Below are 17,364 nucleotides of genomic sequence, written 5' to 3'. Positions count from 1 at the left end.
CGGCCGCCGCCTGCTCACCGGCCCGTCGGGAGCCGCCGCTGCCGCGCTCGACCAGACCCAGTTCCGGCACCTCGCACTCGACTTCGAAGGTCTGCTTGTGCGCGGCGCCGGAACTGGGTCTGGTCGAGCGCGGCAGCGGCGGCTCCCGACGGGCCGGTGAGCAGGCGGCGGCCGCCACCATGCTGCAGCGCCTGAAGACCCGCGGCCGCTGAATCTCCCTCTTGCTGTCATGAACGAGCACAACGACCTTCCCGACGTCCCTTCCGCGCCCGACCACGATCCGGTGCCCGACATGCCCCCCATGCCGCCGCTGCCCGCGGGCGTTCAGGCCGAGCCCATCCCGGGCCAGCGTTGCGGGCTGGTGGCCATCGTCGGCAAGCCCAACGTCGGCAAGTCCACGCTGATGAATGCGCTGGTGGGCCAGAAGATCAGCATCACCTCCCGCAAGGCCCAGACCACGCGCCATCGCATCACCGGCATCCGCACCGTGGCCGATGCCGAGGGCCCCGGTGGCACCCAGTTCGTGTTCGTCGACACGCCCGGCTTCCAGACCCGGCATGCCAATGCGCTCAACCGCTCGCTCAACAAGACGGTGCTGGGCGCGGTGGCCGACGTCGACCTGATCCTCTTCGTCGTCGAGGCCGGCCGTTTCACGTCGGCGGATGCCAAGGTGCTGGGTCTGCTCGACCGCAACATCCCCGTGCTGCTGATCGCCAACAAGCTCGACACCGTTCTGCGCCGTGCCGACCTGGCCCCCTGGCTGCAGCAGATGCAGCGCGAGCACGGCGGCGAGGCGCAGGACCGCTTCGCCGAGTTTGTGCCCATGTCGGCCAAGAACGCGAAGGACATCGAGCGCCTGTTCGCCATCTGCGCCAAGTACCTGCCCGAGCAGAACTGGTGGTATGACGCCGAGGAGCTGACCGACCGCAGCGAGAAGTTCCTGGCCGGCGAAACGGTGCGCGAGAAGCTGTTCCGCCTGACCGGCGACGAACTGCCCTACACCTCCACGGTGGTGGTCGACAAGTTCGAGGAAGAGCCGCCGCAGAAGAAGGGCCACAAGCGTCTGGTCAAGATCGCCGCCACCATCGTGGTGGAGCGTGACGGCCACAAGGCCATGGTGATCGGCGACAAGGGCGAGCGCATCAAGCGCATCGGCATGGAGACGCGCCAGGAACTGGAGAAGCTGATGGGCGCCAAGGTGTTCATCGAGCTGTGGGTGAAGGTGCGCTCCGGCTGGGCCGACGACGAAGCCCGCGTGAAAAGCTTCGGCTACGAGTGACGTGGCGACCAGCCGCCGGGTCGCGCATGAACCCGCCTTCGTGCTGCACCGCTACGACTGGAGCGAGTCCAGCCTGATCCTGGAGGTGTTCACCCGCCACCACGGGCGCATCGCGCTGGTGGCCAAGGGGGCGAAGCGGCCGAGTTCCAACTTCCGGCCGGTGCTGCTGCCGCTGCAGCCGCTGCAGCTGGCCTTCGGCGGCGATGCCGAGGTGCGCACGCTCAAGTCCGCCGAGTGGATGGGTGGCCATGTCATGCCGACCGGCGATGCGCTGATGTCGGGCTACTACCTGAACGAGCTGCTGCTGCGCCTGCTGGCGCGCGAGGATGCGCACCCGGCGCTGTTCGATGCCTATGCGGCCGTGGTGCAGGTGTTGGGCACGCCGCACGACCCGTCCTCTCAGCAGGCGGTGCAGGCTTCGGCGCTGCGGGCCTTCGAGCTGCTGCTGCTGCGCGAGACCGGCTTCCTGCCCGACCTGGATGTCCAGACCCTCACGCTGAGCCCGCTCACGCCGGGCGGCCGCTACCTGCTGGTGCCCGAGGCCGGGCTCCGCGAGGCCGGCGAGGACGAGCCCGCCGCGCTCGCTGCCGAAGGCTGGCAGTCGCTGCAGCGTGCGCTGGCCGATCCGGCTCCCTTCACCCGCACGCTGCGTGCCGTGGCCGAGCTGTCGACCGGCGCCAGCGGTGCGTTGCGCGGCCAGCTGCGCCAACTGCTCCACTACCATTGCGGCGTCGCCCAGCTGCGCACCCGGCAGATGATGCGCGACCTGCAGGATCTGTGAGGCGCGTCCGGCCACCGGTCGCAACGTTCGCCATCCAGGCCAAGCCGAAGGTCCATCCGTGAACACCGCCACTTCCTCCCGCACGGCACTGTCCGTCAACGTCAACAAGGTCGCGCTGCTGCGCAACACCCGCCACCTGGGCATTCCGAGCGTCGCCCGCGCGGCCACGCTGTGCCTGCAGGCCGGGGCGCACGGCATCACCGTGCATCCGCGGCCGGACGCCCGCCACATCCGCGCGGACGACGTGCACGAACTGCACGCGCTGCTGAAGCAGGACTGGCCGGGCGTCGAGTTCAACATCGAAGGCAACCCCTTCCACAACCTGATGGACTTCGTGCGCGAACTGCGACCCCATCAGGCCACCTTCGTGCCCGACAGCGAAGACCAGTTCACCAGCGACCACGGCTGGACCTTCCCGCAGGATGCCGAGCGCCTGCGCCCGCTGATCGCCGAGGCGAAGGCCCTCGACGTGCGCGTGAGCCTGTTCATGGATCCTGCGCCCGAGATGATGGCCGCGGCCCGCGCCGTGGGAGCCGACCGTGTCGAGCTCTACACCGAAGGCTATGCAGCGTCCCGCGGCCGGCCGGATGCGGACGCCGTGCTGGCGCGCTACGCCGCCGCCGCCCAGGCCGCGCAGGCGGTGGGCCTGGAAGTCAACGCGGGCCACGACCTGAGCCAGGACAACCTCACGGATTTCCTGCGCGCCGTGCCGCAGGTCAAGGAGGTGTCCATCGGCCATGCCTTCGTCGCCGACGCGCTCGAAGCCGGCTACGAAGCCACCACGCGCGCCTACCTGCGCTGCATCGACGCGGCTGCCTCGTGATCCACGGCATCGGCACCGACCTGTGCGACATCCGTCGCATCGAAGCCACCGTCGGCCGGCAGGGCGACCGGTTCGCCGAGCGCGTGCTGGGTGATGCCGAACTGCTCATCTGGCGCCAGCGTGCCAGCCGCTGGCCGGCGCGCGGCATGCGCTACCTCGCCACCCGCTTCTCCGCCAAGGAGGCCTTCAGCAAGGCCATCGGGCTGGGCATGCGCATGCCCATGAGCTGGCGCCTGTGCGAGATCCTCAACGACCGCAGCGGCAAGCCCTACATCGCGCTGCACGATCCGCTCAAGAGCTGGTTCGAGGCGCAGGGGCTGTCGGCGCATGTGACCGTCACCGATGAGGCCGACTACGCGGCCAGCTTCGTGGTGGTCGAGAGGCAGGCCCCATGACCGATTCCCCGCTCATCATCGACGTCGCCGGCACCACCCTCACGGCCGATGACCGGCGCCGCCTGCAGCACCCGCTCGTGGGCGGCTGCATCTACTTCAGCCGCAACTTCGAGAGCCGGGCGCAGATCACGGCGCTCTCGGCCGAAATCCAGGCGCTGCGCCCCGACCTGTTGATTGCCGTGGACCATGAAGGCGGCCGCGTGCAGCGCTTCCGCACGGACGGCTTCACGGTGCTGCCGTCGATGCGTGCGCTGGGCATGCTGTGGCAGTCGGGCGGCGATGGTCCACAGCGCGCGCTGAACGCCGCTGCAGCACTCGGCCAGGTGCTGGCGGCGGAGCTGCGGGCCTGCGGCATCGGCTTCTCCTTCGCGCCGGTGCTGGACCTGGACCATGCCGACGCCGCAGCGGGCGAGACGCCGGCCTCGCGCAGCGCCGTCATCGGCAACCGCAGCTTCCACCGCGACCCCGCCGTCGTCGCAGCGCTCGCCCGGGCGGTGATGCACGGCCTGCGCGATGCTGGCATGGCCCACTGCGGCAAGCATTTCCCCGGCCACGGCTTCGCGGCGGCCGATTCGCACGTGGCCGTGCCGGTCGACCCGCGTGGCCTGGAGGAGATCCTGGCCGACGACGCCGCACCCTATCGCTGGCTCAGTGCGAGCCTGGCGGCGGTGATGCCGGCGCATGTCGTCTATCCCGCCGTCGACGCGCGGCCTGCGGGTTTCTCATCTCGGTGGCTGCAGGACGTGCTGCGCCAGCGCCTGGGCTTCACCGGCGCGGTCATCAGCGACGACCTCAGCATGGAAGGTGCTCGCCATCTCGAAGGCCGGCTGCTGACGCGGGCTCAGGCGGCGCTGCAGGCGCTGCAGGCCGGCTGCGACTTGGCGCTGCTGTGCAATCAGAGCCTGAACGGCGGCGCGGTGCTGGACGAATTCCTTGAGGCAATGACGCAGGCGCAGGCACGCGGCGAACTCGCGCCGTCGCCCGAACGCGAAGCCCGCCGACGTGCCCTGTTGCCGCGGGGCGAAGCCCTTGGCTGGGAAGCGTTGATGGGCGATGCAGGCTACCGCCACGCCCGCGCGCTGCTTCCCGCCACCGTCTGAGAACGCGGCCCATGGCGACCACGATGCTGCAGGTGAAGGTCAAGCCCAACGCCCGGGCGAGCACGCTGGTGCAGCAGGAAGACGGCACCTGGCTGGCCCAGCTCAAGTCGCCGCCGGTGGACGGCAAGGCCAATGCCGAGCTGATCGCCCTGGTGGCGAAACAACTGGGCGTGGCCAAGGCGGCCGTCGACATTCACGCCGGCGCGGGCGGGCGGATGAAGCTGGTGAAGGTGAATCAGGGCTGAGAGCGGCCAGGCCGCCGCGCCAGCCCCGACAGGCCCGTTCAGCCCTCGCGCCGCAGTGCCGGGAACAGGATCACGTCGCGGATGCTGGGCGAGTCGGTCAGCAGCATCATGAAGCGGTCGATGCCGATGCCGCAGCCGCCGGTGGGGGGCATGCCGTACTCCAGCGCGCGCACGAAGTCGTGGTCGAAGTACATCGCCTCGTCGTCGCCGCTGTCCTTGGCGGCCACCTGGGCGTTGAAGCGGGCGGCCTGGTCCTCGGCGTCGTTCAGCTCCGAGAAGCCGTTGCCGAACTCGCGGCCGGTGATGTAGAGCTCGAAGCGCTCGGTCACCTCAGGCCGCTCGTCGTTGGCGCGGGCCAGGGGCGAGATCTCGGTCGGGTGCTCCATGATGAAGGTGGGCTGCCAGAGCTTCTCTTCGACCACTTCCTCGAAGTACAGCACCTGCAGGCTGGCCAGGGTGCGGCCAGCCAGGCGGTCCTTTTCTTCGCTCATGCCCAGCTTGCGCAGCGCGGCGATCAGCCAGTCGCGGCTGTCCACGTTGTCGCCGGCCTCGGTGTGCTTGACGATGGCCTCGCGGATGGTCAAGCGCTCGAAGGGCGCGACCAGGTCCACCGGCTTGCCCTGGTAGGTCAGCTGCAGCGTGCCCACGGCCTTGGTGGCGGCGTCACGGATCAGCGCTTCGGTGAAGTCCATCAGGTCGCGGTAGTTCCAGTAGGCCGCGTAGAACTCCATCATCGTGAACTCGGGGTTGTGCCGGACCGAGATGCCTTCGTTGCGGAAGTTGCGGTTGATCTCGAACACGCGCTCGAAGCCGCCCACGATCAGGCGCTTGAGGTAGAGCTCCGGCGCGATGCGCAGGTACATCTCCTGGTCCAGCGCGTTGTGGTGCGTGACGAAGGGCTTGGCATTGGCGCCGCCGGGAATGGGATGGAGCATGGGCGTCTCCACCTCCAGGAAGCCATGGCTCACCATGAACTCGCGGATGCCGCTCACGGCCTTGCTGCGGGCGGCGAAGCGGGTGCGGGCGGCCTCGTCGGTGATCAGGTCGACGTAGCGCTGGCGGTACTTCTGCTCCTGGTCGCTCATGCCGTGGAACTTGTCCGGCAGCGGTCGCAGGCTCTTGGTCAGCAGGCGCAGGCGGCTGACCTTGATCGACAGTTCGCCGGTCTTGGTCTTCATCAGCGTGCCTTCGGCACCGACGATGTCGCCCAGGTCCCACTTCTTGAAGTCGGCATAGGCCTCTTCGCCCAGGGCGTCGCGGGTGACGTAGAGCTGGATGCGGCCGGTGGCGTCCTGCAGCGTGGCGAAGCTGGCCTTGCCCATCACGCGCTTGAGCATCATGCGGCCGCCGACGCTCGCGGCCACCGGCGTGGCTTCGAGCGCTTCTGCGGCCGTCTCGCCGTGCGCGGCGAGCAGGGCGTCGGCGCGGTCGGCCGGCTTGAAGTCGTTGGGGAAGGCGACACCGCGGCCTTCGGCCTGGCCGGCCCGCAGCGCCTTCAGTTTCTCGCGGCGCTCGGCGATCAGCTGGTTGTCGTCAACGGAAGGGGCGGCAGCGGCCGGCGTGGTGAGGTCGGACATGGAGGGCGTCGTGCAGTTGGAGGCCGCCGCCGGGCGCGGGGGCGACCGGAGAGAGGGCAGCTGTCAGGGGGAGTGGCGCGAGGGTCGCCGGGCCGTGGGCCCGGTGCAGCGCGGCGAGCGATTTTAGCGGGCCGCGTTGTGCAACGCGGCGTGCGCGCTGCGGAGGCGGCGTTGAAACACAGCCTGTGCGCTCGCAGAGGCCTGGCGGGGATGTGGCCCGCGTGGTTCGCTCAGCGCTGGCCCGAGATGCGCGTCTGCGCCAGCAGATCGCCCACCAGCTCCAGTCGCACCAGCGGGCTGTCCAGTGCCAGCAGGCGCTGGCGCATTTCCGAGGGCAGGGGCAGCAGCTCGCACCAGCGGTTGGCCACCCAGGCGCAGTCGTCGTAATCCAGGGGCTCTCCCAGGGGAAGCGCGCCACCGCGCTGGCGCAGGGAGTCGGCGAACTGGCGCAGCGCATCGGCCACCCCGCGTAGGTCGTCGGGCACCGGCACGCGGGCTTCGGGTGGCAGCATCTCCGTGCGGGCCGTCCACAGGCCGTTGGCCTGTTGCCGGCGCTCCAGGATGCGAAAGCGTTCGGTGCCCACGCATTCGATGACGAGCAGGCCGGACTGGGGCGACTCCAGGTGGCGGATGGTGGCGAGGGTGCCCATGTCACCGAAGACCTCGGGCGCTGCGCCGGCGGCACGCACTTCCGCACCCCGCATCAGCCCGACCACGCCGAAGGGCGCGCCCGTCTTGTGGCACTCGCCGATCATCTGCAGGTAGCGCAGCTCGAAGATCCGCAGCGGCAGCAGCCCGCCCGGAAAGAGCACGGTACCGAGGGGGAAAAGCGGCAGGGAGGCGGGGGCTTCGGACATGATCGGGTCGAAAGTGCGTGGCTATCATCGCACTCCCTTCCTGCCCCTCCTGCCAGCCCTGCCGATGCTCTACCAGATCCCCTCGTTCCTGCTGGACGTCATCGCCGGCCTGCTGGGCGGCGCCTGCCTGCTGCGCCTGTACATGCAGCTGCACCGCGTGCCCTTCGGCAATCCGCTGGGGCGTTTCGTCTTCGCATTGACCGACTGGATCGTGCTGCCCTTGCGCCGCATCCTGCCGGCGGCGGGCCGCTGGGATCTGGCCAGCCTGGTGGCGGCCTGGCTGATCGTCATGCTCAAGTACCTGCTGCTGATGCTGCTGGCCGGGGGCCTGCGGCCGGTGGCGCTGCCGCTGCTGTCGCTGTTCGGGCTGCTGCAGCTGGCGGTGTCGGGGCTGACGGCGTTGCTGATCGTCTATGCGGTGCTGTCGTGGATCCCCGGCGCATCCCCCGTGCTGCACGACCTGGTGCAGCGCCTGGCCGAGCCGCTGGTGCGGCCCATCCGTCGCGTGGTGCCGTTGATCGGCGGCGTCGACCTGTCGCCGCTCGTGGCCATCGTGCTGCTGCAGATCGTGGCGATGGTGCTGGGCAACCTGCTGGTGGGCATCTACGGCATCGGGCGCTGATTCATGGCACCGGCGCCGCCCCTTTGCAGGCGAGCGCATCGGTGGCCGCCCTGGCAAAGGCTCAATAGACGTCGCGCCGCAGCCGGCCTTCCATGAGCAGGGCCTCCACCGCCGGGTTGCCCAGCAACTCGCGCAGCGCGGCGTCCACGCCCTGGGCCATGCCCGCCAGGCTGCCGCAGACATAGATCACGGCGCCGTCGTCCACCCAGTGACGCAGGTTCTCGCCCCCGTCGCGCAGCGCGTCCTGGACATGGCGGCCTGTGGGCGCCACGCGTGACCAAGCGAGGTCCACCCGCGCGAGCAGGCCGCGGGCCTGCCAGCCCTGCACGTCGTCGGCGAAGAAGGCGTCGTGGTCCGGATGCCGCTCGCCGAAGACCAGCCAGTTGCGCCCGTGGCCGCGCCGCGCCCGTTCGCGCAGATGGCCGCGCAGGCCTGCGAAGCCCGAGCCGTTGCCGATGAAGATGCAAGGCCGGTCGTCGTCGATCAGCCGAAAGCCCGGGTTGTCCACCAGTCGCAGCTTCAGAGGCGCGCCGGGCTGGGTCTGCAGGGTCAGCCAGCTGGACATGAGGCCCAGGCGCCCGTCGTCCAGCGCGCGCTGGCGAACGAGCAGGCTCAGGTGGCCATCGGCCGGCACCGAGGCGACGGAATAGCGGCGGGGCGGCTCCCCGGGCGTGGGGGCTTCGATCTCCACGATTGCGCCGGCATGCCACTCGACGCCTGCGGGCACCGCCAGTTGCAGCTCGAACAGCGCGGAGCCGAGGCTGCCCGGGTTGAGGTGCGTGCGTTGCAGGAGCGTGGCCGTGAGACAGTCGGGCGCAGCCAGACCGGGACCGGCCGCTTCGTCGTCCAGCGCCACGCCGAAGGCTGCGCCCACTTCCGCGCGCCAGCGGGTCAGGGCCTGTGCATCGGCCTCGTCCATTTCCACCAGGGGGAACAACGACCTTGCGCCCAGCCGGCGCAGATGGCCGTCCAGCGCATGGCCGAAGCCGCAGAAGGTGCCGTACTGGCGGTTGCCCAGGGCGAGCAGGCCGAAGGCGGGGGCTGGCGCCAGCGGGGCGTTCATGGTGATCAGCCGCCGTGCGAAGGCGCGGGCCGCGTCGGGCGGTTCGCCATCGCCATAGCTGCTGGCCACGATGAGCACGCGCGGGTGACGGGCCAAGTCCGTCGGAGCCAGCGCCTGCAGCGGCCGGACGGTGGCCGGCACGCCAGCCGCGCCCAGGGCGGCGGCGGTCTGCCAGGCGAGCCGTTCCGCATGGCCGGTCTGGGTGGCGAAGGTGACCAGCAGGCCGCCGGGCTGGGGAATCGCGCTGCCGCGAGCTGCAGTCAGCGAGGCCTGTCGCGCCCGCCGCGCCGCTGCGGCCTCGCGCCGCCGACGCAGGTACAACAGCCAGCCCGTCACGGCGAAGAGCAGGAGCCCGGCGCTGGCCAGCACCATCACCACCCGTCCGAGCGGACCCCAGAAGCTGCCCATGTGCAGCGGATAGATGCTGTTGATCAGCCGGGCCGGCGCACTCAGCTCGGCATAGCGGCGATGCTCGACCGGCTCGCCGGTGGCGGCATCGAGGTAGAGCCGGTTGCGGGCACGTTCATGCTCGGCGTCGCGGCGCAGGTAGGTGACTTCGACGCGCGGCGCGGCGCGGGCGGGCAGGCGCAGCGTCACCAATTGCCAGTTGCCCTCGGAAGCGCGCAGGAAGCCCTGCCAGAGCCGGTCCAGATCGGGCGCGGCACGCGTGGCACCACCCGCCCCTGCGGCGGCCGACGTGCCTCTGGCCTGCGCCATGGCGCTCGTCGCGGCGGGGGGCCCTGACGGGGCGCCCGGTGCGCCGCCGCTGCGCTGCATGCGGGCCGCCTGACCCTCGCCGGCGGCGCCGTCCACCGCGGCGCGCACCGCATCGAAGCCCCAGTACACGCCCGTCAACCCCGATACCAGGTAGCACAGCAGCGCCAGCGTGCCCGCCACCGCATGCAGGTTCCAGAGCAGGGCGCGGCCGCGCAGGCGCAAGTCCACCCGCAGCCAGGCGCGCCAGTCGAGCGCCCGGCGTGGCCAGCGCAGCACCAGGCCCGAGACGGCCAGCAGCAGCAGCGCCGTCGCCAGCACGCCGGTCACCGGTTTGCCGATGTCGCGCGGAAGGAGCAGCCACCGGTGCAGGGATTCGAGGGTCTCGAAGAACGCGTCGCCCTGCGGCTCGGGCAGCGGCGCGGCGCTCCAGGGGTCCAGCCAGTGCTGCACGCCGCGGCGCTGGCCGGCCGAGGGTGCCAGACCGACGCGCACCGGCCAGCCCGGCTGGTCGCGCAGCGTGAGGACCTGCACATGCGCCTCGGGATCGCGAGCCTTCACCGCCGCCACCAGCGCAGCGGGCGTGAGCGGCGCAGCGCCCGGCACCGGCGGCTGGCGCTGGAAGAACGCCGGGTTCAGCGCCTCGACGATCTCCGCGCGGTAGGCCAGTAGCGCACCGCTGGTGCCGATGACCGCCAGCAGCGTACCGGCCGTGATGCCGGCCAACCAGTGCAGCTGGAAGAGGATCTGCCGCCAGGTCCAGCGCATGTCAGCCCTCCAAGGCGCTCACAGGTCGACCTTCAGCGAGGCCTTCACGGTGCGCGGCGTGCCCACGGCCAGCCGCGTGCCGGCGGCGGACCAGTAGCGCCTGTCGCTGGCGTTCTCCACATTCAGCTGGAACTGGGTGCGCCTGCCGAAGAGCTGGGTCACGTAGCGCGCACCGACGTCGAACAGGGTGTAGCGGCCGATGAATCCCCGGTTCAGATCGTCGATGGGACGGCGCCCCGTGTAGTAGGCACCCCCGTTGACCGACAGGCCCGGAACGCCCGCGATGTCGTACGACAGGAACAGGCTGGCCGTCCGGCGTGCCGTGTTCTCGGGCATCTTGCCGTTGTACTGGGCGTTGATGTCGCGGAAGGCCGCGTTCAGCCATTGGCCGGAGGCCTGCCAGGCCAGCCGCTTCGTGAGCTGCCCTTGGGCCGAGAGTTCCAGGCCGCGGTAGACCTGCCGTCCGTCGCCCACGAAGGTGTTGGCACTGTTGGTGTAGCTGCCGGGCCGGTCGATGTCGAAGACGGCGGCCGAGAACATCGTGCCGTTGGGCGCCTGCCAGCGCAGGCCCAGTTCCTGCTGCTTGCTCACGCCGGGGGCGAGGCGCTGGTTCTGGTTGGCGGTGCCGGCGGGGGCGGTGTCGCCTTCCTCCACGCCCTGGGAATAGGAGCCGTAGATGGCCAGGTCGGGTGTGAACTTGTAGGTCAAAGCCAGCAGCGGCGAAGTCTCGTCCACGTCGTAGCTGATCACCGGCAGCGTGGTGCTGGCGCCCTGCACGCTCTGGTAGCGGGTGTGGCGCACGCCGGCCACCAACTGCCACTCGGGCGAGAACACGATGCGGTCCAGCGCGTACAGGCCCAGGTCGCTGCTGTCCTGGAAGCCGGTCGTGGGCACCACTGTGCGGTTGCTGAGCGCCAGCGGTCCGATCGGCACCGGGTTGTACAGGTTCTGCACCGTGTTGGCATTGCCGTAGTTGCGGCTGTAGATCGGCGCCTGGCTCTTGTCGGCGCGTGCGACGCCCAGGGTCAGTTCGTGCTGGACGTCGCCGGTCTGGAAGGTGCCGAAGAGCTCGGTGCGCAGCAGCTGCGAGGTCTGTTCAAGGTGCTGCACGTTGCCGGTGATGCGCCCGCGGCCGGTGCTGACGTTGTAGTTGCTGACGGTGCCGAGGCCGCGGTCGCGCTCGGCGTCCGAGCGGCCTGCTTCCACCATCAGCGCCCAGTCGCTGTTGATCGAATAGTCGGCGCGCAGTTGCTGGTTGGTGACTTCGGCGACGAAGGGCGCGAAGGTCGGGCCGAGCAGCTTGGTGGGGTCCGGTAGCGCGGGCAGCGTGATCACGCCATTAACCGCTGCTGGCCGGCCGATGCCGGCCTGTTCGACGATGCGCTTTTGGTAGTGCTCGACGTCGGCCTTAAGGGTCAGCTGCGAGTTCACGCGCCAGTCGAAGGCCAGCGACTGCATCTGCCGGTTGCCGTCCACGCCGCCGATGGCCGAGCCGAGGCTGCCGCCTGCGGCATTGATGCGCACGCCGAACTGATCGCCTTCGCCGAAGCGGCGGCCGATGTCCACGAGGCCCTGCGCCTCGCCGTGGTTGTCGACGCGCACGCCCACGCTGGTCACCGGCGCCGCGCCGGCCCGCTTGGTCACGAAGTTGACGATGCCGGCCGGCGAGGTGAAGCCGTAGTACAGCGCCGAGGCGCCCTTGAGCACCTCGACCCGCTCCTTGTTCTCCATCGGGATCTCGGAGATGTTGGGAATGGCCAGCGAGCCGTTGAGGCGGTAGTTGGTCCGGTTCTCGACGCCGATGCCGCGGATCACCAACTGGTCGAAGGTGTCGCCGCCGTTTTGCTGGCGCGTGACGCCGGCGGTGTTGCGCAGCACGTCGTAGACGCTGTCGGCCGCCTGCAACTCGATGACCGCACTGGTGACGGCATTGACCGTCGCGGGTACGTCCATCAGCTGCCCGCCGCGGAAGGTGCCTGCCTCCACCGTGTTGGCAACGAAGCCGTTGCTGCGGTCGGCCCGCACGTCCACGGTGTCCAGGGTCGTCTGGGCCAGCACGGCGCAGGGCAGCGGCAGCGCCAGGACGGCGGCGACAGGAAGCAGTCTTCTCATGAGCAGGCAGGCCGGGGAGCGGCCACAAAAAAGCGCGCCGGGGCGCGCTGGTGGCGAACTGGTGAAAACCCTATTCTGCCTTGCTAATGAGAACTTTTCTCATGTTCGTGACCGCTGTCGCAACCGCACCACGGCCCGGCCGCCCAGGGCCGGACAGCGAAGGGCAATCAGCCGACGGCGTCGGCTGGCTGGCGCGTGAGCATGGCCAGCACGCTGGCGATGGTCTTGCGCAGCTCGCGGCGGTCGCTGATGAAGTCGACTGCACCCTTTTCCTGCAGGAACTCGGCGCGCTGGAAGCCGGCGGGCAGCTTCACTCGCACAGTGGACTCGATCACGCGCGGCCCGGCGAAGCCGATCAGCGCCTTGGGCTCGGCGATCACCACGTCGCCCACGAAGGCGAAGCCGGCAGAGACACCACCCATGGTCGGGTCGGTCAGCACGCTGATGTACGGCAGGCCCTTCTTGGCCAGGCGGGTGAGGGCGGCGTTGGTCTTGGCCATCTGCATCAGCGACAGCAGGCCTTCCTGCATGCGGGCGCCGCCGGTGGCCGTGAAGCAGATGAAGGGCACCTTCTGCTCGATGGCGGTCTCGACGCCGCGCACGAAGCGCTCGCCGACCACCGAACCCATGGAGCCGCCCATGAACTCGAATTCGAAGCAGGCGGCGACCACGCCGATGTTGAGTACCGAGCCGCCCATCACCACCAGGGCGTCGGTCTCGCCGGTGGACTCCAGGGCTTCCTTCAGGCGCTCGGGGTACTTGCGGCTGTCCTTGAACTTGAGGGCGTCGACCGGCAGCACTTCCTGGCCCAGTTCGTAGCGGCCCTCTGCATCGAGGAAGGCGTCGAGCCGCGCGCGGGCGCCGATGCGGTGGTGGTGGCTGCAGCTGGGGCAGACGTTCTGGTTCTGCTCCAGGTCCGTCTTGTAGAGCACCGTTTCGCAGCTCGGGCACTTGATCCACAGGCCCTCGGGCATCTGGCGCCGGGCACCGGGGTCGGTGGGCGCGATCTTGGGGGGGAGGAGTTTTTCGAGCCAGCTCATGGGTGTGCGTCCGAGTTCTGTGCGAAGGGAGCGGACCGGGCGGCCAAGCCGCCTGTCCGCGGCACCTGCCGGGCGCGGCGGCCGGGCAGGGCGGGGAACGAGGGGACGGATTATCCAGCTTTCGGCCGGCAGGCCGTCAGCGGGCGGGCAGCGCGTCCAGCGCGGTGCGGATGCCGCGCAGGAATTCGCCGGCCGCGGTCAGCGCCGCCTCTCGGGGCTGGCCTTCCAGCAACTGGATGATCCGCGTGCCGATCACCACCGCATCGGCAGTGCGGCCCACGGCCTGTGCCGTCTGCGCGTCGCGGATGCCGAAACCCACGCCCACCGGCACCGTCACATGCTGGCGGATGCGCGGCAGCATCTGCTCGACGGCACCGGTGTCTAGGTGCCCGGCCCCGGTCACGCCCTTGAGCGAGACGTAGTAGACATAGCCGCTGGCCACGCGCGCCACCTGAGCCATGCGCGCATCGGTGCTGGTGGGCGCGAGCAGGAAGATCAGGTCCATGCCGTGCGCGCGCAGGTCGGCGGCGAAGGCTTCGCATTCCTCGGGCGGGTAGTCGACGATCAGCACGCCGTCCACGCCGGCCGCTGCGGCGTCGCGCACGAAGGCGCCGACGCCATGCTTGAGGTCGTAGCGTTCCACCGGGTTGGCATAGCCCATCAGCACCACGGGCGTCGTCGTGTCCTGGCTGCGGAACTCGGCCACCATGGCCAGCACCTGCGCCATGCCGACCCCCATCGCCAGTGCGGCCTCACCGGCCTTTTGGATCACGGGACCATCGGCCATGGGGTCGGAGAAGGGCACGCCCAGCTCGATCACGTCGGCACCGGCCGCGACCATGGCGTGCATCAGCGCGGGCGTGATGTCGGCCTGCGGGAAGCCGGCGGTCACGTAGGGGATCAGCGCCTTGCGGCCTTGGTCCTTCAGGCGCGCGAAGGTGGACGCGATGCGCCGGCTGTCCGGCGTGGTGTTCGTGCTGCTCATTGCTTGCCCCCCTTCACCGAGAGGCCACGCATGGAGGGGCGGTCGTAGAAGTCCACGCCCGACAGATCGGCCACGGTGCCGATGTCCTTGTCGCCGCGGCCGGACAGGTTGACCAGAATGGACTGGTCGGGCCGCATCGTCTTGGCGAGCTTCATGGCGTAGGCCACCGCATGGCTCGATTCGAGCGCCGGGATGATGCCTTCGGCGCGGCACAGGTGGTGGAAGGCGGCCAGCGCCTCGGCGTCGGTCACGCCGACGTACTCGGCGCGGCGGATGTCGGCCAGGTAGGCATGCTCGGGCCCGACGCCGGGATAGTCCAGGCCGGCACTGATGCTGTGCGTCTCGGTGATCTGGCCGTCCTCGTTCTGCAGGATGTAGGTGCGGTTGCCGTGCAGCACGCCGGGGCTGCCACGCTGGATCGAGGCCGAATGCTTGCCGCTGTCCAGGCCCTCGCCGGCGGCTTCCACGCCCACCAGCTTCACCTGCTCATAGGGGATGTAGGGATGGAAGATGCCCATCGCATTGCTGCCGCCGCCCACGCAGGCCACCACCACGTCGGGCTGGCTGCCTTCGCCCGGGAGCATCGAGGGCATCTGCTCCAGGCACTCCTTGCCGATCACGCTCTGGAAGTCGCGCACCATGGCCGGGTAGGGATGCGGGCCCGCCACCGTGCCGATGATGTAAAAGGTGTTCTCCACGTTCGTCACCCAGTCGCGCATGGCCTCGTTGAGCGCGTCCTTGAGGGTACGGCTGCCGGATTCGACCGGCACCACGGTGGCGCCCAGCAGGTTCATGCGGTAGACATTGGGGCTCTGGCGCTTGACGTCCTCGCTGCCCATGTAGACCACGCATTCCAGCCCGTAGCGGGCGCAGATGGTGGCCGTGGCCACGCCGTGCTGGCCGGCGCCCGTCTCGGCAATGATCCGTGGCTTGCCCATGCGGCGCGCCAGCATCGCCTGGCCGATCACGTTGTTGATCTTGTGGGCGCCGGTGTGGTTGAGGTCCTCGCGCTTGAGGTAGATCTGCGCCCCGCCCAGCTCACGGCTGGTGCGGGCCGCGTGGTAGATGGGCGAGGGCCGGCCGACGAAGTGCTTCAGCTCGTAGGCGAACTCGGCGAGGAACTCCGGGTCTTCGCGGTAGCGGTCGTAGGCCTCGCGCAGTTCGGCGATGGCATGGGTCAGCGTCTCGCTGACGAAGCTGCCGCCGTAGGGGCCAAAGTGGCCGGCGGCATCGGGCAGGGCATAGGTGGGCATGTTCATGGCGATCGTGAAGATGGCGCCGGTGCAGGGCTGGGCATCGGCAGAACGATGAGGAGGGGTCGCACCGGCCAGGACGGGCAAGGTCCTGTGGTGCAGCCGGAGGGCCGCCGGGGCCCCGGCTCAGCGGGCGGGGAGGGCGTCAGCCGCGCGCGCGGCGGCGACGAACTCGCGGATCTTGTCGCCGTCCTTGATGCCCTTGGCCGTCTCGACGCCCGAGCTCACATCAACCGACAGCGACCGGCAGCGCGGGCGCAGCAGCGCGATGCCATCGCCCACGTTTGCAGGTGCGAGCCCACCACTCAAGACGAGGTGAGCGTCGACGGCGGTTGGAAGGAGTGACCAATCGAAGACCTTGCCGGCACCGCCATAGCCGTCGACATGGGCGTCGAGCAGGATGGCGCTGGCCTGGGAATAGGAAGCCGCGTAGTTTAAGAGGTCGAAGCCGGCCCCTGCCGCCCCCAGGGGGATGCGGGCGGCGCGCAGCCAGCGGTGGCGGCCCTCGCCCGTGGATTGCCAGCACAGTTCGGGTGTCTCGTCGCCATGGAACTGGGCCATGGAACCTGGCACCGCCGCCAGCGCGGCCTGCACCCGATCGGGCGCTTCATTAACGAAGAGCAGCACCGGCACCACGAAAGGCGGCAGCCGGCCGGCGAGTTCGGCAGCGCGCTCCACGGTCACGGCCCGCGGGCTTTTGGCATACAGCACGAAGCCCACCGCATCGGCGCCCGCGTCCACGGCCGCGTCCACGTCCTGCCCGCGCGTGAGGCCGCAGATCTTGATGCGGGTGCGGAAGGTGGCGGACGAAGGGGGCATGGCGTGTGCAGACAGAGGAACTGGGCGCGTGACGGGGCAAGAGGGGGTGACGGCCTGACGCTGTTCAGGGCAGGTCCTCGCAGGCACCAGGCTCCGCGCCCATGGTGACCTCGGGCGGAAGCCCCCATGCGGCGTCGTACATCGGCCCAAGAAAGTACAGCCCGTCGGCCGCGAAGGTCGGCGCCGCCACCTGCCGGCTGCGCGCGTCGCGCACCTCGCGCAACCAGTCGGGTGTCGCATGGCCCTGGCCCACGCGCACCAGGCAGCCCATGATGTTGCGGATCATGTGGTGCAGGAAGGCGTCGGCCTCGAAGTCGAAGTGCCAGTGGCAGCGCTCTGCCGTACCCACGCGCGCGATGGCGATGCGCCGCACTGTCTTGACCGGCGATCTGGCCTGGCACGCCGAAGCGCGGAATGAGCTGAAGTCGTGCTCGCCCAGCAGGTGCGCGGCGGCGGCGCGCATGGCCTCGCCATCCAGCGCATGCATCGACCAGCCCACCTTGCCCGCCTCCAGGCTGGGCCGCACCGGCGACTGCGACAGCACATAACGGTAGCGCCGCCCGAGGGCCGCGGCGCGGCAGTGGAAGCGGTCGGGCACCGGCTGCGCCCACTGCACGGCGATGTCCTCCGGCAGGAAGCGGTTCGGTCCGCGCACCCAGGAGAAGGGCACGCGCTCGATGTCGGTGTCGAAATGGACCACCTGCATCCAGCCGTGCACGCCGGCGTCGGTGCGGCCGGCGCACAGCGTGCCGATGCGCCGCTGCGCGAAGCGTTCGAGGGCCCGTTCCAGCTGGTCCTGCACCGTGCGGCCGGAGGGCTGGCTCTGCCAGCCGTCATAGGCGCGGCCGTTGTAGCGGACGCCCAGCGCGAGCCTCATGCGCGCGGTGCGCCTGCGGCGCACGGGTGAGCTGCGTCGATCGACAAGAAAGGC

16 protein-coding genes and 2 pseudogenes are annotated in these 17,364 nt (G+C 70.1%); 8 read left to right on the top strand and 10 right to left on the bottom strand.

The genetic code is table 11. The features are described from left to right. Positions 1-115 (bottom strand): annotated as a pseudogene (locus tag QZ772_RS12805) (ribonuclease III); the annotation flags it as partial. Between QZ772_RS12805 and QZ772_RS12800 the strand changes: the two are divergent. The 7 genes and pseudogenes from QZ772_RS12800 to QZ772_RS12770 all read left to right on the top strand — a co-directional run. After that, a pseudogene (locus tag QZ772_RS12800) lies at positions 108-212 on the top strand (ribonuclease III); the annotation flags it as partial. The pseudogenes QZ772_RS12805 and QZ772_RS12800 sit on opposite strands and share 8 nt — an antisense overlap. An 80-nt stretch (positions 213-292) precedes the next feature. Continuing rightward, positions 293-1,279 (top strand): GTPase Era, encoded by a 987-nt coding sequence (gene era, locus QZ772_RS12795; RefSeq protein ID WP_295526732.1) that lies wholly within the window; start codon positions 293-295, stop codon positions 1,277-1,279. A 1-nt stretch (position 1,280) separates the two neighbouring features. After that, complete coding sequence (recO, locus tag QZ772_RS12790; RefSeq protein ID WP_295526728.1) at positions 1,281-2,060, top strand: DNA repair protein RecO; 780 nt, start codon at positions 1,281-1,283, stop codon at positions 2,058-2,060. A gap of 58 nt (positions 2,061-2,118) precedes the next feature. Then, positions 2,119-2,883, top strand: coding sequence for a pyridoxine 5'-phosphate synthase (locus QZ772_RS12785; protein WP_295526726.1), 765 nt, complete (start codon positions 2,119-2,121; stop codon positions 2,881-2,883). Then, positions 2,880-3,278, top strand: coding sequence for a holo-ACP synthase (acpS, locus tag QZ772_RS12780; RefSeq protein WP_295526724.1), 399 nt, complete (start codon positions 2,880-2,882; stop codon positions 3,276-3,278). The genes QZ772_RS12785 and acpS overlap by 4 nt, the downstream gene beginning before the upstream one ends. After that, complete coding sequence (gene nagZ, locus QZ772_RS12775) at positions 3,275-4,378, top strand: beta-N-acetylhexosaminidase (RefSeq protein WP_295526722.1); 1,104 nt, start codon at positions 3,275-3,277, stop codon at positions 4,376-4,378. Before acpS ends, nagZ begins: the two co-directional genes overlap by 4 nt. A gap of 11 nt (positions 4,379-4,389) precedes the next feature. Further along, entirely contained in the window at positions 4,390-4,623 is a 234-nt protein-coding gene (locus tag QZ772_RS12770; protein WP_295526719.1) for a DUF167 domain-containing protein, read from the top strand. Between the two features lie 38 nt (positions 4,624-4,661). Here QZ772_RS12770 and lysS read toward each other — a convergent pair whose 3' ends face one another. Continuing rightward, positions 4,662-6,200 carry a lysine--tRNA ligase gene (gene lysS, locus QZ772_RS12765; protein WP_295526716.1) on the bottom strand — a complete coding sequence of 513 codons (1,539 nt, stop codon included), beginning with the start codon at positions 6,198-6,200 and terminating at the stop codon, positions 4,662-4,664. A gap of 230 nt (positions 6,201-6,430) precedes the next feature. Continuing rightward, positions 6,431-7,057, bottom strand: a complete 627-nt coding sequence (locus QZ772_RS12760) for an LON peptidase substrate-binding domain-containing protein (protein WP_295526713.1) — start codon at positions 7,055-7,057, stop codon at positions 6,431-6,433. A 64-nt stretch (positions 7,058-7,121) separates the two neighbouring features. Here QZ772_RS12760 and QZ772_RS12755 point away from each other — a divergent pair, with 64 nt between their 5' ends. Next, positions 7,122-7,679, top strand: coding sequence for a YggT family protein (locus QZ772_RS12755; RefSeq protein ID WP_114802590.1), 558 nt, complete (start codon positions 7,122-7,124; stop codon positions 7,677-7,679). 61 nt (positions 7,680-7,740) lie between these two features. Here QZ772_RS12755 and QZ772_RS12750 read toward each other — a convergent pair whose 3' ends face one another. From QZ772_RS12750 to truA, 7 genes are all read right to left on the bottom strand, one after another. Next, positions 7,741-10,224: a sulfite reductase flavoprotein subunit alpha gene (locus tag QZ772_RS12750; protein ID WP_295526709.1), complete on the bottom strand. Its 2,484-nt coding sequence runs from the start codon at positions 10,222-10,224 to the stop codon at positions 7,741-7,743. Positions 10,225-10,242: 18 nt separating this feature from the next. Then, positions 10,243-12,336: a TonB-dependent siderophore receptor gene (locus QZ772_RS12745; protein ID WP_295526706.1), complete on the bottom strand. Its 2,094-nt coding sequence runs from the start codon at positions 12,334-12,336 to the stop codon at positions 10,243-10,245. A 167-nt stretch (positions 12,337-12,503) separates the two neighbouring features. Further along, positions 12,504-13,376 carry an acetyl-CoA carboxylase, carboxyltransferase subunit beta gene (accD, locus tag QZ772_RS12740; protein ID WP_017761322.1) on the bottom strand — a complete coding sequence of 291 codons (873 nt, stop codon included), beginning with the start codon at positions 13,374-13,376 and terminating at the stop codon, positions 12,504-12,506. Positions 13,377-13,512: 136 nt separating this feature from the next. After that, on the bottom strand, positions 13,513-14,361 hold the full coding sequence (gene trpA / locus QZ772_RS12735) for a tryptophan synthase subunit alpha (RefSeq protein WP_295526704.1): 849 nt from the start codon (positions 14,359-14,361) through the stop codon (positions 13,513-13,515). After that, positions 14,358-15,614 (bottom strand): tryptophan synthase subunit beta, encoded by a 1,257-nt coding sequence (gene trpB / locus QZ772_RS12730; RefSeq protein WP_295526730.1) that lies wholly within the window; start codon positions 15,612-15,614, stop codon positions 14,358-14,360. Before trpB ends, trpA begins: the two co-directional genes overlap by 4 nt. Before the next feature lie 126 nt (positions 15,615-15,740). After that, on the bottom strand, positions 15,741-16,433 hold the full coding sequence (locus QZ772_RS12725) for a phosphoribosylanthranilate isomerase (protein WP_295526702.1): 693 nt from the start codon (positions 16,431-16,433) through the stop codon (positions 15,741-15,743). A gap of 64 nt (positions 16,434-16,497) precedes the next feature. Continuing rightward, positions 16,498-17,310 carry a tRNA pseudouridine(38-40) synthase TruA gene (truA, locus tag QZ772_RS12720; protein ID WP_295526700.1) on the bottom strand — a complete coding sequence of 271 codons (813 nt, stop codon included), beginning with the start codon at positions 17,308-17,310 and terminating at the stop codon, positions 16,498-16,500. Positions 17,311-17,364 lie beyond the last annotated feature (54 nt).

The sequence above is a fragment of the uncultured Pseudacidovorax sp. genome, from assembly GCF_913773995.1.
Taxonomy (GTDB): domain Bacteria; phylum Pseudomonadota; class Gammaproteobacteria; order Burkholderiales; family Burkholderiaceae_C; genus Xenophilus.
Note: the sequence above shows the minus strand (reverse complement) of the source record. Positions and strands in the feature narration are given on the sequence as shown.

Excerpts from the sequence above, each read along its gene's own strand:
- trpB (WP_295526730.1), bottom strand. The coding sequence starts at position 15,614 with ATGCCCACCTATGCCCTGCCCGATGCCGCCGGCCACTTTGGCCCCTAC.
- accD (WP_017761322.1), bottom strand. The coding sequence starts at position 13,376 with ATGAGCTGGCTCGAAAAACTCCTCCCCCCCAAGATCGCGCCCACCGAC.
- era (WP_295526732.1), top strand. The coding sequence starts at position 293 with ATGCCCCCCATGCCGCCGCTGCCCGCGGGCGTTCAGGCCGAGCCCATC.
- truA (WP_295526700.1), bottom strand. The coding sequence starts at position 17,310 with ATGAGGCTCGCGCTGGGCGTCCGCTACAACGGCCGCGCCTATGACGGC.
- QZ772_RS12760 (WP_295526713.1), bottom strand. The coding sequence starts at position 7,057 with ATGTCCGAAGCCCCCGCCTCCCTGCCGCTTTTCCCCCTCGGTACCGTG.
- QZ772_RS12745 (WP_295526706.1), bottom strand. The coding sequence starts at position 12,336 with ATGAGAAGACTGCTTCCTGTCGCCGCCGTCCTGGCGCTGCCGCTGCCC.
- QZ772_RS12755 (WP_114802590.1), top strand. The coding sequence starts at position 7,122 with ATGCTCTACCAGATCCCCTCGTTCCTGCTGGACGTCATCGCCGGCCTG.
- QZ772_RS12770 (WP_295526719.1), top strand. The coding sequence starts at position 4,390 with ATGGCGACCACGATGCTGCAGGTGAAGGTCAAGCCCAACGCCCGGGCG.
- QZ772_RS12725 (WP_295526702.1), bottom strand. The coding sequence starts at position 16,433 with ATGCCCCCTTCGTCCGCCACCTTCCGCACCCGCATCAAGATCTGCGGC.
- lysS (WP_295526716.1), bottom strand. The coding sequence starts at position 6,200 with ATGTCCGACCTCACCACGCCGGCCGCTGCCGCCCCTTCCGTTGACGAC.
- trpA (WP_295526704.1), bottom strand. The coding sequence starts at position 14,361 with ATGAGCAGCACGAACACCACGCCGGACAGCCGGCGCATCGCGTCCACC.
- nagZ (WP_295526722.1), top strand. The coding sequence starts at position 3,275 with ATGACCGATTCCCCGCTCATCATCGACGTCGCCGGCACCACCCTCACG.
- QZ772_RS12750 (WP_295526709.1), bottom strand. The coding sequence starts at position 10,224 with ATGCGCTGGACCTGGCGGCAGATCCTCTTCCAGCTGCACTGGTTGGCC.